Origin of the sequence: Pseudomonas mucoides (assembly GCF_015461845.1) — a bacterium.
Lineage (GTDB): Bacteria > Pseudomonadota > Gammaproteobacteria > Pseudomonadales > Pseudomonadaceae > Aquipseudomonas > Aquipseudomonas mucoides.
In genome coordinates this window covers 143,501-157,181 of the sequence record NZ_JACOPW010000007.1, presented here as the reverse complement: position 1 = coordinate 157,181, position 13,681 = coordinate 143,501, and the positions used below count along the sequence as shown (strand labels likewise).

Here is a 13,681-nt window from a genome sequence, read left to right as displayed (position 1 = left end):
TCGGTGGCTCAGGTCAAACGTATCCGTCGTAACGTCAGCGGCATTATCCTGCTCGACAAGCCGCTGGGGTTCACCTCCAACGCCGCGTTGCAGAAGGTTCGCTGGTTGCTGAACGCCGAGAAGGCCGGGCACACCGGCAGTCTTGATCCGCTGGCCACCGGCGTGTTGCCGTTGTGCTTCGGTGAGGCGACCAAGTTCTCGCAGTACCTGCTCGACTCCGACAAGGGTTACGAAACCCTGGCGCAATTGGGCAAAACCACCACCACGGCCGATGCCGAGGGGGAAGTTTTGCAGGAGCGCCCGGTGACCGTTGGTCGCGCCGATGTCGAAGCTGTTTTGCCCGGTTTTCGCGGACAAATCAGTCAGATACCGCCGATGTACTCGGCGCTCAAGCGTGACGGGCAGCCGCTGTACAAGCTGGCCCGTGCTGGCGAAGTAGTGGAGCGCGAACCGCGTTCTGTTACTATTGCGCGCTTGGAATTGCTGGCCTTCGAAGGTGATACTGCGCGGCTTGCAGTGGATTGCAGCAAAGGCACCTATATCCGCACCCTGGTGGAGGATATCGGTGAGAAACTCGGTTGTGGCGCTTACGTTGCTGAATTGCGACGTACCCAGGCCGGGCCTTTCACGCTGGCGCAGACGGTCACGCTGGAAGAGTTGGAAGCGGTACATGCCGAAGGCGGCAATGAAGCGGTTGATCGCTTCCTGATGCCATCGGACAGCGGTCTGCTGGATTGGCCGCTGTTGCAGTTCTCGGAGCACAGCTCGTTCTACTGGCTTAACGGCCAGCCGGTACGAGCCCCGGATGCACCGAAGTTCGGCATGGTACGGGTACAGGATCACAATGGTCGCTTCATCGGTATCGGTGAAGTGAGCGAAGACGGGCGCATCGCGCCACGTCGACTGATTCGGTCAGAATGACCGGACGAGGGTGGCTGTCAACAGGCACGGTCACTACTCATTTTTAGATACAGGGATTTGTCCCTGGCCTGTTGAAGCTGTTTCTTTGAAACAGCTTCCTGATAAAAGGATTGCCTCATGGCTCTCGACGTTCAAGAAAAAGCTCAAATCGTAGCTGACTACCAGCAAGCTGTTGGTGACACTGGTTCGCCAGAAGTGCAAGTTGCACTGCTGACCCACAACATCAACAAGCTGCAAGGTCACTTCAAGGCCAACGGTAAAGATCACCACTCCCGTCGTGGTCTGATCCGCATGGTAAACCAGCGTCGTAAGCTGCTGGACTACCTGAAAGGCAAGGATCTGGGTCGTTATCAGGCTCTGATCGGTCGCCTGGGTCTGCGTCGCTAATAAGCGATTGCGCTAGAGGTTGGTTGTCTGTCGTACGTCAGCGGGTTTCCCGCTGGCGCATGGCAGGCTCCCAGCCTCAAGTTTTATCTGGACACACGTTTTACCCTGGACAGGCGTTGGGCCGATTCCCGACATTGCCCAAGAATTTCGCAAGAAGACAAGTTCCCCAAGAGCCACAAAAGAAGGTAGGACACCGTGAACCCGGTAATCAAAAAATTCCAGTTCGGTCAGTCGACCGTTACCCTCGAGACTGGCCGTATCGCCCGTCAGGCCTCCGGCGCAGTATTGGTCACCGTTGACGACGACGTCAGCGTATTGGTGACCGTAGTCGGTGCCAAGCAAGCCGATCCAGGCAAGGGCTTCTTCCCTCTGTCCGTTCACTACCAGGAAAAGACTTACGCTGCCGGTAAGATCCCTGGCGGTTTCTTCAAGCGCGAAGGCCGTCCTTCCGAGAAAGAAACCCTGACTTCCCGACTGATCGACCGTCCGATCCGTCCGCTGTTCCCAGAAGGCTTCATGAACGAAGTGCAGGTTGTCTGCACCGTCGTTTCCACCAGCAAGAAGACCGATCCGGACATCGCAGCGATGATCGGTACCTCGGCTGCGCTGGCCATCTCCGGCATTCCTTTCGATGGCCCGATCGGCGCTGCCCGCGTTGCGTTCCACGAAAGCACCGGTTACCTGCTGAACCCGACTTACGAACAACAGAAAGCTTCGAGCCTGGACATGGTCGTTGCCGGTACTTCGGAAGCCGTGTTGATGGTTGAATCGGAAGCCAAAGAGCTGACCGAAGACCAGATGTTGGGCGCGGTACTGTTTGCTCACGACGAGTTCCAGGTTGTGATCCAAGCCGTTAAAGAACTGGCCGCTGAAGCTGCCAAGCCGACCTGGACCTGGGCTCCGCAGCCAGAAGCCACCGCTCTGCTGGGCGCTATCCGTGCCGAGTTCGGCGACGCGATCTCCCAGGCTTACACCATCACTATCAAGGCCGACCGTTACGCTCGCCTGGGCGAACTGAAAGACCAGGTGGTTGCCAAGCTGTCCGGTGAAGAAGGCCAGCCTTCTTCCAGCGAAGTCAAAGCAGCATTCGGCGAAATCGAATACCGCACCGTTCGCGAGAACATCGTAAACGGCAAGCCACGTATCGACGGTCGCGACACCAAGACCGTACGTCCGTTGAACATCGAAGTCGGTGTTCTGCCTAAGACCCACGGTTCGGCTCTGTTCACCCGTGGCGAGACCCAGGCTCTGGTCGTTGCAACACTGGGCACCGCCCGTGACGCACAACTGCTGGATACCCTGGAAGGCGAGAAAAAAGACCCGTTCATGCTGCACTACAACTTCCCTCCGTTCTCGGTAGGTGAGTGTGGTCGCATGGGTGGCGCTGGTCGTCGCGAAATCGGTCACGGCCGTCTGGCCCGTCGTTCGATTGCAGCCATGCTGCCTGCTGCCGACGTGTTCCCGTACACCATCCGTGTTGTGTCGGAAATCACCGAGTCCAACGGTTCGAGCTCCATGGCTTCGGTCTGCGGCGCTTCCCTGGCCTTGATGGACGCTGGCGTTCCAATGAAGGCACCGGTTGCCGGTATCGCCATGGGTCTGGTTAAAGAAGGCGAGAAGTTCGCCGTCCTGACCGACATCCTGGGTGACGAAGACCACCTCGGCGACATGGACTTCAAAGTAGCGGGTACCGCCAAAGGTGTTACCGCGCTGCAGATGGACATCAAGATCAAAGGCATCACCGAAGAAATCATGGAGATCGCTCTGGGCCAAGCCCTGGAAGCGCGCCTGAACATCCTCGGTCAGATGAACCAGATCATTGGCCAGTCGCGTACCGAACTGTCGGAAAACGCTCCGACCATGATCGCGATGAAAATCGACACCGACAAAATCCGTGATGTCATCGGTAAAGGTGGCGCGACCATCCGTGCGATCTGTGAAGAGACCAAGGCTTCGATCGACATCGAAGACGACGGTTCGATCAAGATCTTCGGCGAAACCAAAGAAGCGGCTGAAGCAGCACGTCAGCGCGTTCTGGGCATCACCGCAGAAGCTGAAATCGGCAAGATCTACGTGGGTAAGGTTGAGCGCATCGTCGACTTCGGCGCATTCGTCAACATCCTGCCTGGCAAGGACGGTCTGGTTCACATCTCCATGTTGAGCGACGCTCGCGTTGAGAAAGTGACCGACATCCTGAAAGAAGGCCAGGAAGTGGAAGTACTGGTACTGGACGTGGACAACCGCGGCCGTATCAAGCTGTCCATCAAAGACGTAGCAGCCGCCAAGGCTTCGGGCGTTTAATCACTCCCCACGCCTGACCGCTTCAACGTTATAAAAAATGCCCCGCAGTGAACACTGCGGGGCATTTTTTTGTCTGCGAAACAGGGTGTGAAGTTGCTGGCCCTCGAACCCGGTGCTAGGTTTAGCCCACTGCCCGTGTAGCTCAGTTGGTAGAGCAGCGCACTCGTAACGCGAAGGTCGCAGGTTCGACTCCTGTCTCGGGCACCATCCCCGCTGTTATTTCACCTTTCTACTCAGGTCATCCACGGTACGTTTGAGCTGATCCAGCTGATTGTCCTGATCGCTGACTTCGCGCTTCAGGCTGGACAGATCACTGGAGCTTGAACTGGAACTCGATCCGGCACTGCGCTTGAGGTCTTCCACCTGGCTGGCGAGCCTTTTCAGCTCGCTGTCTTGTGCACTGACCGTACGCTTGAGATCGCTCACTTCGCTGGAGCTGGAACTTGAGCCTGAATTCGAACTGCTACTGCGTTTGAGTTCGTCCATTTGACTGGCGAGCTTTTTCAGGGCGTTGTCCTGTTCGCTGACGGTGCGCTTGAGGTTAGCCGTTTCGCTGGCACTCGAGCTTGAACTGGACCCGGCGTTCTTTTTGAGTTCTTCGATGAGTCTGGTTTGCTCCTTGACGGTTTTCTCAAGGTTTTCGATGTCAGTCGTGTTGGTTTTAGCGGTGCTCTGTAATTGCGTCACCATGTCGATACTGATATCGCTCCTCGTCATCACATCTTTGCCGTACAAATTGTGAAAGGTGAGGAATTTGTCGCTGGAGCTGGAACTGTTGGTGCTGAACTCCAAACCGGCGTGAGCGGTACTGGACAGTGCCAGGCTGCCGAGAAGAAGGGCCGCCGTGCTGGTTGCGAGAAGGGCAGATGAACGCTTTGCAAGACTGGACATCACTAGGCTTCCTTGTGAAGTGCCTATATGGCACATCGCTATGACTTTGCCGTTATAGCGTTGTTCCGGCGACGCGAGACAATATTTTCAAAAAGGCCCCTTCCGCGCTTTTTTGTAGATTTGATGTAAAAGTCCATATAAATCGCCAACCAAACGTCCTATATTCGGAGCCTGCACACGCATCACCTTGCAGTTTTCAGATGATCCCCGAATGGTTCTGAAGGCCAGACAAACCGGGCTTCACACGGTTTTTTGCGTCAGAGAGATCCTTGATGATCCAGATCCATCTTCCATTCCTCCGATCAGCGAGAACGACATGACCGTTAAAGAATTGACCCAAGAAGCCAGACACGAAGAAGCGCTCAAAAAGTACTTGCTGGATTCGTCCCAGCTCGCTGAAGAGATCAAGGACCTGCCGGCCGACGATCAGAAAGATCAGATTCAATGGGCGTTCGAGGATGAGGCAGAGTCACAGGGCTTGCAGCCGTGGGAATTGACGCTCAAGTACACCTCGACCCCGGAAGAGTTCGAGGCTGCGCGCCTGGCGCTGCACAAGGAGGCAGCCGAGGTGCTGGGCGTTGAGTGGGAAGAGTACTGCGAGATGAATAATCTGGTGGTCTGAGAGCCGCTTCAGGTTTCAAGCGGTAAGCTGCAAGTAAAAGCAAAACCGCTTGAAACTTGGAGCTTGCCGCTCGTAGCTGCTTTTTAGAGGCTGAGGCGCATCGACAGGTCCACAGCCCTCACGTCTTTGGTCATCGCGCCAATCGAAATGTAATCCACCCCGGTTTCCGCGATCGGCAGCAGCGTACTTTCGTTGATCCCGCCGCTGGCCTCCAGTTTTGCCTTGCCCGCGTTCAGGCGCACCGCTTCACGCATGTCATCCAGGCTCAACTCATCGAGCATGATGATGTCGGCACCCGCCGCCAGCGCTTCCTTGAGTTCCTTGAGACTTTCCACTTCGATCTCTACCGGTTTGCCCGGGGCAATCTTGTGCGCGGCATTAATGGCTTCAGGGATGCCACCACTGGCGGCGATGTGGTTTTCCTTGATCAGGAAGGCGTCGTAGAGGCCGATGCGGTGGTTGTGGCAGCCGCCGCACGTCACGGCGTATTTTTGCGCCAGACGCAGCCCCGGCAGGGTTTTTCGGGTGTCGAGCAACTTGACCTGGGTGCTGGCGACGAAGTCCGCCAGATGCTGCGCACGCGTGGCCACGCCCGACAGCAATTGCAGGAAGTTCAGCGCACTGCGTTCGCCCGTGAGCAGCGAGCGCGCCGGACCTTCGAGGTGAAACAGCGCCTGATTGGGTTGAACCCGTTCGCCATCACGCACCTGCCAATGCACCGCGACCCGTGGGTCCAGTTGCCGGAACACTGCATCGACCCACGCCGTGCCGGCAATGACGGCGGCATCACGCGTGATGATGGTGGCTTTTGCCAGGCGTTCAGCCGGGATCAACTGTGCGGTGATATCGCCGCTGCCGATGTCTTCGAGCAACGCACGGCGTACGTTGGCTTCGATTTCGGCGTTCAAGTCGGCGAGACGTAGATTCGGCATAACGGACTCCACAAACAAAGTGGTCCGATTATAGGGGTATGGCATGAGCCAACCCAAGGAGTCAGAGGCTTTCCGTTTGTGCTGAAGCCTGCATTTGGTCGATTTATCGCCTGAGTCGGCGCCCGACCGCTGCGTCTATTTGAAGGGGATGAAGAGTCTGCTGGCACAGCAGGTGCTTTTTGCAAGATAATCCGCCTTGCTTTTGACGTCATGGCTTTGACGTGTTTTCGGATTGTTTTACATCCGAAACATCACCCTTTCAGGAGGCTTGGATGCACAACGACGGGAACGTAGTGCCTTTGCACAAAGGCGCTACTGATCAGGCGACTCACTCGCCGCTCGCCCGCTTGCCTGTGATTCTGCTTCAGGTTCGCGACAAGGCTGCATTGCAGCTTCGGCAGGGGTTGCAGGATCTGTTCGATAATGCCGACGACACCTTGTTCGAAATGGCCGATCGGGCCCGCAATGACGTCGAGCAGAACCTCTATTTTGAAGCCATGCGCGATTTGCGCCTCAAGCGTAAAAGCATCGAGCGTGGGTTCCTCGAGCACTTCTTCGAGGCGTTTGTCAGCCTCACTCAATACAACACCGCTCAGGCTGCCTTGCCCCTTGGCACCTCGACACAACGCCCCGACGACATGGAGCGCAGCGTCGCTGTGGAGGCGATGGTCAATAAAGTGCTGAACCGTGAAGGTGTTGCTCTTGGTCAGCTCAGCGCGCGGCTCGGTGTGTTGCTCGGTAAACCGCTGGACGGTCAGCGCAATCCCATGGGGCCGGCGATGTTGTGCGAGTATTTCTTGCAGGCCGGGCGCAACCTGGGGGTGGAAATCAAGGTCAAGCTGATCATCCTCAAGTTGTTCGAGCGCTATGTGCTCAGTAGCGCCGATCAGCTCTACGCTCAATCCAATCAATTACTGGCCGCCACCGGCGTATTGCCCGAGCTCAAGCCAGCTCCCACGCGGCGTGCGGCAGATCGCACGATGTCCCGGGCGGATGACCAGCCTTCTCAGGCGAACAGCCACTCGGACACTGCACAGATCGACGAGGTTTTTGCTGCCTTGCAGGAACTGTTGCTGCCTGTGCGCGGCAGTGTCGCGCCGACCCTTGAGGCCAGCGCCGAGACACGACCCATTTCCACGCAGGACTTGTTGCGCATGCTCTCGCACCTGCAGCAACACGTGCCGGCCCTGACGGCTCAGGACGATTTCGATCTGCGTAACCAGCTCGAACAACTGCTGACACGGGGCAGCGTCAAAAGCGGCACGTCGCGCGTGGTCGGGGTCTCTGATGAGGACGTGATCAACCTGATCGCCATGCTGTTTGAATGCATGCTCGATGACCGCAACCTGCCGGATTCACTCAAGGCGCTGATCGGTCGCCTGCAGATCCCGATGCTGAAAGTGGCGGTGCTTGACAAGAGTTTCTTCAGCCGAAGCAGCCATCCGGCCCGACGCTTGCTCAACGAAATCGCCGCCGCGGCCATGGGCTGGGGTGAGTGCGATGACCATGAGCGCGACAGCCTGTACCTGCGCATCGAACAGGTGGTGCAGCATCTTTTGAACGACTTTGCTGACGACCCGGCGATTTTTTCCGAGCTGCTGGCGGATTTTCTCGCTTTCACCAGTGATGAGCGCCGTCGCAGTGAATTACTGGAGCAGCGCACCCGTGACGCCGAGGAGGGCCGTGCCAGGACCGAAATGGCTCGCCAGCGTGTCGAGCAGGCGCTGAATCAGGCGTTGTTGGGCAAAGTGCTGCCGCAAGCGGTGGTGGTGTTTGTCCAGGAGGCCTGGAGCCAAGTGCTGCTGCTGACTTGCCTCAAACACAGTGATCAGTCGGCTGAATGGCGTGCGGACGTCCACACCATGGAGCAACTGATCTGGAGTGTGCAGCGTCACGACGAGCCCGAAGCGAGCCAGCGTCTGCTGGCGCTGGTGCCTGGGCTACTGAAGTCATTGCGTGACGGGCTGAGCAGTTCGGCATTCGATCCTTTCGCCACCAGCGATTTTTTCAGCGAACTGGAAACCTTGCACGTTCAACTGTTCACGTATCCGGGGCAGGCAAACGACGTGTCTTTCGAGGCGCCGGTGATGGTCCGGATGACGCAGGAAATCGTCCTGAAAACCGCAGACGAAGGACCGGTCGAGACGTCATTCGCCCGTTTGCCGGCGGATGACGCCAGCCTGCTGCAAGTGGATCAACTGCATCCCGGCTGCTGGGTGGAGTTTCAGGAGGACGACGAAAACACCCTGCGCTGCAAACTGGCCGCGATCATTGAAGCCACCGGCAACTACATCTTCGTCAATCGCACCGGCCTGAAAGTGTTGGAGCGCAGCCGTGCGGGCCTGGCTCTGGAATTTCGTCGCGGCGCGGTGCGGGCGTTGGACAATACGTTGCTGTTTGACCGGGCGCTGGCCTCGGTGCTCGGTAACCTGCGCCGCCTCAATCGCGGCAAGTGATCGCGTCCCGGTGGGCTATCGCGGCATACTGGGGGCCAACACAGTCGTCGCTGAAGGAACCTGTATGCAGTTGGACCCCGCGAGCGGTTGGTGCCAGGACGTGCGTTTATGCCCCTCACCCAACTTCAATGCGCGCCCCTCGGGCGAAATTTCCCTGCTGGTGATCCACAACATCAGCTTGCCGCCAGCGCAGTTCGCGACCGGCAAAGTGCAGGAATTCTTCCAGAATCGTCTGGATGTCACGGAGCATCCTTATTTTGAAGGTATTGCTGACTTACGGGTGTCAGCGCACTTTCTGATTGAGCGTGACGGCACTGTCACTCAGTTTGTCTCTTGTCTTGAGCGCGCCTGGCACGCCGGCATCTCGAATTTCGAGGGCCGGGAAACCTGTAACGATTTTTCCGTGGGCATCGAGCTTGAAGGCACGGATGATCTGCCGTTCACCGATGCTCAGTATCACGCGCTGACGGCCTTGACCCGACAGCTGCAAAACGCCTACACCGACATCACTGCACAGCGCATTTGCGGGCACAGCGACATTGCCCCGGGGCGCAAGACCGATCCAGGACCGGCGTTCGACTGGGCACGCTATCGCGCGGCCCTGGCAAAAGAGGAAGGACAATGAGTTTTCTGGTGTTGCTGTTGGCGGTATGGATCGAGAAGTTCTCGGCATTGCGCCATCGGGTACAGCGTGATGGCGGTTGGGTGCGCGAGCTGAACAAGCTTGAGGTCATGCCACGCCTGATCAACCGGCCATGGTTGATTTTGGTCATTATGGTGTTGTTGCCGGTCGCGCTGCTGGGGTTGCTGCTGGTGGTGCTGGAGCCGGTGGCCTACGGTCTGCTGGCATTGCCGGTGCATTTGCTGGTGGTGATTTACAGCCTCGGACGCGGCGATCTGCTGGCCGGGCTGGGGCCGTTTCGCGATGCCTGGCGCCGGGAAGACCTGCAAGCCGCTGCGCATGTGGCCAAGCGAGACCTGGATATTTGCGCCGAAAGCGGCGAACAATTGCTGGAGCGGGTCGAAGCGCACCTCCTCTGGGAGGCTTACCAGAGTTTCTTTGCGGTCATTTTCTGGTACTTCCTGCTGGGTCCGGTGGCCGCCCTGAGCTATCGCTTGCTGGCGCTGGCCGAAGAGCATGGACAGAACCCGGCCGTGGTCGAGCGCGCGGCACAATTGCGTCACGCCTTTGATTGGGTGCCCGTGCGGTTGCTGGCGGCAAGTTTTGCACTGGTCGGCAACTTTGTGGCGGTCGGTCGGGTGATGTTGCATGAGTTGCTGAACTGGAACATCAGTGCCGCTCAACTGATCGAGAAGGTCGGCATGGTGGCCGGTGAAATCCCGGCACCGGTCGTCGGACCGGATGGCATCAACAGCCTGGACCGGATCTGGGAGCTACTGTTGCGCGCGGCAGTGCTTTGGTACGCCGGTTTTGCGCTGTGGACCGTCCTCCCTTAACCCACCGATCCCTGTAGCAGCTGGCGCAGCCTGCGTCCGGCTGCGCAGCAGTCGCCAATCCCAATGGCGCAATGACACCTGTCACGCCTCAGTGTCTTCATGACGACTGTTTCGCAGCCGGACGCAGGCTGCGCCAGCGGCTACGGGTCCGCGCTTCCCCTCGTTAACCTTAAGTTACAAAACCCCCTGCCGATTTAAGATATACAGGGATAGCGCTGAATAGTGGCTATCTGCCGCTGAGCCGCGCCTGCCAAATAAAAATAAGAATGCAATGGGAGACTTCCAGTGAAGAGCTTGCTCTATCCCGCCGTCGCACTGATGAACCGCCTGAGCTTCGGCATGAAGTTCAGCTTGATCAGCGTGCTGTTCCTTGTGCCCATGCTGGTCACCAACTTTTATCTGGTGCGCGACTCCTATCGCGAATTTCAGGGCACGCAAGTCGAGCTGCAAAGCCTCGACCTGCTGGGCAGCGGTATGACGTTGCGGCGTGACCTGGAGACCCTGAACAATCTGGTACAGATCAACGTCACGCTCGGCCAGTCCGGCAAAGCCGGCAACGTCGAGTCGAAGATCGGCACCTTGGAGCAAAGCATTCTGGCGCGCCTGCAAGGGCTGACCGCGATGACCACTGATCCTGAGCAGATCACCGTTTTCGACGGTAAACGCGATGAAATGATCGCCGCGTTCAAGGCCCAGCAAACGGAAACCTCCCTGCAAAGTAAAAGCGGAATGATCGGCAAACTGCTGGGCAACGCGCAGATTTTCAGCCAGATCATCGCCACCCAGGCCGGCCTCAGTCGCGACAGCCAAAGCGACATGCGCCAACTGAGCGAACTGATTACCAACGTCACCCCACCGGTGACCCAACTGCTGGGCGAAGGCCGGGCGATGGGTTCCTTTTCCCTCGGCCAAGGCTTTCTCAACTCGGCGTCGAGCACTCGATTCGATGAGCTGTTGGCGCAGATCGAAAAGCTCCAGGGCGAGTACGGCCTGAAGTTGCAGGACTCACTGGGTTCCAGCAAAGCGGCGCGTGAAACCCTGGCCGCTCAAGCTGACAGCAGCAAGGCCTCGCTGAAAAAAGCCAGTGAGCTGTTCGAAGAACAAGTGGTGATGGCCGACACCCTCGATGCACCCTGGCAGGGCTTTTACGATCAGGTCACCGGCCTGATGGACCAGACTTACCAACTCAACGAAGCCACCCTGAAGTTCCTCGGTACTCAGTTGCAGCAGCGACTGGAGCAGAACCGCACCCATATGGTCTTGCAGGCTGTGGCGTTGTCGGTGGTGTTTGTGTTGATTTTCTACCTTTACGGCGGCTTTTATGCGTCGACCCGCACCACCCTCAAGCGTCTTGGCGCCATGATGGACACGGTTGCTGCGGGCGACATGACGGTGACCTTCCGCGCGGAAAGTCGCGATGAGCTCGGCGAGTTGGGCGAGGTGTTCAACGGCACGGTGAAGAAAATTCATGACCTGATCGAACGCGTCGGCAAGACCGTCAATGAGGTCGAGCGCCAGGCCGGGCAGGTGCAAAGCGTTTCTACCCAGAGCAACCAGGCGGTGGCCGGGCAACGTTCGCAGATCGAGCAGGTCGCCACGGCCATGAACCAGATGTCGGCCACATCCCTTGAGGTGGCGCGCAGTGCCGCTGCCGCAGTCAGCAGCGCCCACAGCGTCAACGACGAGACCATCAGCGGTCGCGGTCTGGTGGCGTCCCAACAAGGCAGCATCGCGCAATTGGCCAGTGAGATCGATCAGTCAGTGATCGTGATCAATCAACTGGCCAGCGACAGCCAGTCCATCAGCCGCGTGCTGGAAGTGATCAAGAGCATCGCCGAACAGACCAATCTGCTGGCCCTCAATGCGGCCATTGAAGCCGCTCGGGCCGGTGAGCAGGGGCGCGGGTTTGCGGTGGTGGCCGATGAGGTCCGCACGCTGGCCAAGCGCACTCAGCAATCGACCGAAGAAATCGAGCAGATGATCAGCAAACTTCACAGCGGCGTCGGCGCGGCGGTGAAGGCCATGGGCATCAGCCATCAGGTAGCCGATGGCACGGTCGGTCAGTCGGAAAAGGTCCAGCAGGCACTGGAAAACATCCTCGGCGCCGTCGGCATGATCGTGGACCAGAACCAGCAGATTGCTGCAGCAGTCGAGCAGCAGACCGCCGTCGCCCACGACATCGATCAGAACATCGTCGAGATCAATCGCGCAGGCGAGCGTACCGCCGAAGGGGCGCACCAGACCGAGGATGCCAGCCGCGCGTTGTCGGCCCAGGTGGTGGAACTCAAGCACCTGATCAGCGCCTTCCGGGTGTAAAGCCCCTTGTAGGAGTGAGCCTGCTCGCGATAACGGTCAAACATTCAGCAAATTAGTTGACTGTCACACCGCTATCGCAAGCAGGCTCACTCCTACAGGTTCTGCGAACAATCTGTAATATTTGTTTCCATTGCGGATGAGATTTGTCCTCTTTTCCTCCGTGCTCTGATTTTTCGTCTTCAATGAAGGAAGATCATTCACTCTGGCCAGCCCTGAGGAGGCGCGGTAATGTCTGTTGCAACACTGGGAATTCAGGGGCACTGCGCTCACTGCGGGAGCACCCTGCGGCTGGAAGCCTGGCAACTCAACGCGATTGCGATCAACGAATCATTCGCCTGTACGCACTGCCACAAAGCCTTGCAATTGAGCGACCCGAAACAGATCAAACGCTTCAAATCGCTCGATTCACTGGGCTTGCTGCGGGCGAGCACGCTGGTGATGGTGTGCACCGCGATCCTGGTGGCGTTGGTCATGGAATGGATTGGCATGCTCAGTGTCGTCGAGCAGCTGAATTTTTCGCTGGCCGCCATTTTGTTCTACTTCGTCGTCATACAGTTCGCCCATCACCGGCAACACATCACGCTGATTCTGGAAGCCGCCAAGGCCCACGCCGACTGATTACCAGTTGAACAGCTCGCAGGCATTGGCCGTGCTGGCGCTTGCCAATTGCTCAGGGCTGATCGCCATGATTTGCGCCAGCGCCGAGCAGATCGCCGGCAGGTGCGCCGGGCTGTTGCGTTGACCGGGAAACATGGCCGGGGCCATGTCCGGTGAGTCGGTTTCCAGTACCACGGATTCCAGTGGCAATTCGGCAAGCACACGGTGCATGCGCAGCGCCTGCGGCCAGGTCGCGGCGCCGCCCAGACCCAGTTTGAAACCGAGCTTGATGTATTCCCGCGCCTCTTCTTTGCTGCCTGCGAAGGCGTGGATGATTCCGGCGCGTTTCAATCGAAAGCGTTTCAGCGTGGCAATCACCGCCGCATGGCTGCGCCGCACGTGGATCAGCGCCGGCAGATTGAAGTCCGCCGCCAGTTGCAGTTGCGCCGCGAACAGCGCCTGCTGGCGCTCGCGGTCCAGGGTTTCGATGAAGTAATCCAGACCGATCTCGCCCACGGCGCACAACTGCCGATGACCGGCCAGGCGCGTCAGCCAGTCACCGAGTTTCTGTAGATCTTCAGGTCGATGGTCCTCCAGATACACCGGGTGCAAACCGAGTGCGGCATGCAAGTCGGGATCGCTTTGCACCAGGTCCCAGACTCGCTGCCAATTCGCCTGATACACCCCCAACACCACCATTCGACGCACGCCCAAGGCGCGGCTTTCGGCCAGCAACGCCTGACGATCCGCGTCGAAATCCGGAAAATCCAGATGAGTGTGGGTGTCGATCAGCTCCACGG

General features: G+C 58.3%; 12 protein-coding genes, 1 tRNA gene and 1 pseudogene. 11 read left to right on the top strand and 3 right to left on the bottom strand.

Annotated elements, in window-relative coordinates:
- The first annotated feature begins 3 nt into the window (after positions 1-3).
- The 4 genes from truB to H8F22_RS25585 all read left to right on the top strand — a co-directional run bounded on the left by truB (position 4) and on the right by H8F22_RS25585 (position 3,816).
- On the top strand, positions 4-921 hold the full coding sequence (gene truB / locus H8F22_RS25600) for a tRNA pseudouridine(55) synthase TruB (protein WP_027924464.1): 918 nt from the start codon (positions 4-6) through the stop codon (positions 919-921).
- Between the two features lie 117 nt (positions 922-1,038).
- Positions 1,039-1,308: a 30S ribosomal protein S15 gene (gene rpsO / locus H8F22_RS25595; protein WP_003176135.1), complete on the top strand. Its 270-nt coding sequence runs from the start codon at positions 1,039-1,041 to the stop codon at positions 1,306-1,308.
- A 195-nt stretch (positions 1,309-1,503) separates the two neighbouring features.
- Positions 1,504-3,609 (top strand): polyribonucleotide nucleotidyltransferase, encoded by a 2,106-nt coding sequence (gene pnp / locus H8F22_RS25590; protein ID WP_027924465.1) that lies wholly within the window; start codon positions 1,504-1,506, stop codon positions 3,607-3,609.
- 131 nt (positions 3,610-3,740) lie between these two features.
- Positions 3,741-3,816 (top strand) — tRNA-Thr (locus H8F22_RS25585).
- Positions 3,817-3,825: 9 nt separating this feature from the next.
- On the opposite strand, the gene H8F22_RS25580 is transcribed toward H8F22_RS25585, so the two are convergent.
- Entirely contained in the window at positions 3,826-4,500 is a 675-nt protein-coding gene (locus tag H8F22_RS25580; RefSeq protein WP_027924466.1) for a hypothetical protein, read from the bottom strand.
- A gap of 316 nt (positions 4,501-4,816) precedes the next feature.
- On the opposite strand from H8F22_RS25580, the gene H8F22_RS25575 reads away from it, so the two are divergent.
- Positions 4,817-5,122: a DUF6388 family protein gene (locus tag H8F22_RS25575; protein ID WP_027924467.1), complete on the top strand. Its 306-nt coding sequence runs from the start codon at positions 4,817-4,819 to the stop codon at positions 5,120-5,122.
- A gap of 83 nt (positions 5,123-5,205) precedes the next feature.
- Here H8F22_RS25575 and nadC read toward each other — a convergent pair whose 3' ends face one another.
- Positions 5,206-6,054 carry a carboxylating nicotinate-nucleotide diphosphorylase gene (gene nadC / locus H8F22_RS25570; RefSeq protein WP_027924468.1) on the bottom strand — a complete coding sequence of 283 codons (849 nt, stop codon included), beginning with the start codon at positions 6,052-6,054 and terminating at the stop codon, positions 5,206-5,208.
- A gap of 272 nt (positions 6,055-6,326) precedes the next feature.
- Here nadC and H8F22_RS25565 point away from each other — a divergent pair, with 272 nt between their 5' ends.
- From H8F22_RS25565 to H8F22_RS25545, 6 genes and pseudogenes are all read left to right on the top strand, one after another.
- Positions 6,327-8,510, top strand: a complete 2,184-nt coding sequence (locus H8F22_RS25565; protein ID WP_194940818.1) for a DUF1631 domain-containing protein — start codon at positions 6,327-6,329, stop codon at positions 8,508-8,510.
- Between the two features lie 64 nt (positions 8,511-8,574).
- Positions 8,575-9,135 carry a 1,6-anhydro-N-acetylmuramyl-L-alanine amidase AmpD gene (gene ampD, locus H8F22_RS25560; RefSeq protein ID WP_027924470.1) on the top strand — a complete coding sequence of 187 codons (561 nt, stop codon included), beginning with the start codon at positions 8,575-8,577 and terminating at the stop codon, positions 9,133-9,135.
- Positions 9,132-9,968, top strand: a complete 837-nt coding sequence (gene ampE / locus H8F22_RS25555) for a regulatory signaling modulator protein AmpE (RefSeq protein ID WP_194940817.1) — start codon at positions 9,132-9,134, stop codon at positions 9,966-9,968. Before ampD ends, ampE begins: the two co-directional genes overlap by 4 nt.
- Before the next feature lie 318 nt (positions 9,969-10,286).
- A pseudogene (locus H8F22_RS33145) lies at positions 10,287-11,378 on the top strand (methyl-accepting chemotaxis protein); the annotation flags it as partial.
- Positions 11,355-12,284, top strand: a complete 930-nt coding sequence (locus H8F22_RS33140) for a methyl-accepting chemotaxis protein (RefSeq protein ID WP_407692653.1) — start codon at positions 11,355-11,357, stop codon at positions 12,282-12,284. The pseudogene H8F22_RS33145 and the gene H8F22_RS33140, both read left to right, overlap by 24 nt.
- A 228-nt stretch (positions 12,285-12,512) precedes the next feature.
- Positions 12,513-12,902, top strand: a complete 390-nt coding sequence (locus H8F22_RS25545) for a hypothetical protein (protein WP_027924473.1) — start codon at positions 12,513-12,515, stop codon at positions 12,900-12,902.
- Here the strand turns inward: H8F22_RS25545 and H8F22_RS25540 are convergent, their stop codons facing one another.
- Complete coding sequence (locus H8F22_RS25540) at positions 12,903-13,679, bottom strand: TatD family hydrolase (RefSeq protein ID WP_194940815.1); 777 nt, start codon at positions 13,677-13,679, stop codon at positions 12,903-12,905.
- Between the last annotated feature and the right edge of the window lie 2 nt (positions 13,680-13,681).

What these genes read in the sequence shown, in the direction of transcription:
- rpsO (WP_003176135.1), top strand. Translation starts at nt 1,039, where the DNA reads ATGGCTCTCGACGTTCAAGAAAAAGCTCAAATCGTAGCTGACTACCAG.
- H8F22_RS25580 (WP_027924466.1), bottom strand. Translation starts at nt 4,500, where the DNA reads ATGTCCAGTCTTGCAAAGCGTTCATCTGCCCTTCTCGCAACCAGCACG.
- H8F22_RS25575 (WP_027924467.1), top strand. Translation starts at nt 4,817, where the DNA reads ATGACCGTTAAAGAATTGACCCAAGAAGCCAGACACGAAGAAGCGCTC.
- nadC (WP_027924468.1), bottom strand. Translation starts at nt 6,054, where the DNA reads ATGCCGAATCTACGTCTCGCCGACTTGAACGCCGAAATCGAAGCCAAC.
- H8F22_RS25565 (WP_194940818.1), top strand. Translation starts at nt 6,327, where the DNA reads ATGCACAACGACGGGAACGTAGTGCCTTTGCACAAAGGCGCTACTGAT.
- ampD (WP_027924470.1), top strand. Translation starts at nt 8,575, where the DNA reads ATGCAGTTGGACCCCGCGAGCGGTTGGTGCCAGGACGTGCGTTTATGC.
- ampE (WP_194940817.1), top strand. Translation starts at nt 9,132, where the DNA reads ATGAGTTTTCTGGTGTTGCTGTTGGCGGTATGGATCGAGAAGTTCTCG.
- H8F22_RS33140 (WP_407692653.1), top strand. Translation starts at nt 11,355, where the DNA reads ATGACGGTGACCTTCCGCGCGGAAAGTCGCGATGAGCTCGGCGAGTTG.
- H8F22_RS25545 (WP_027924473.1), top strand. Translation starts at nt 12,513, where the DNA reads ATGTCTGTTGCAACACTGGGAATTCAGGGGCACTGCGCTCACTGCGGG.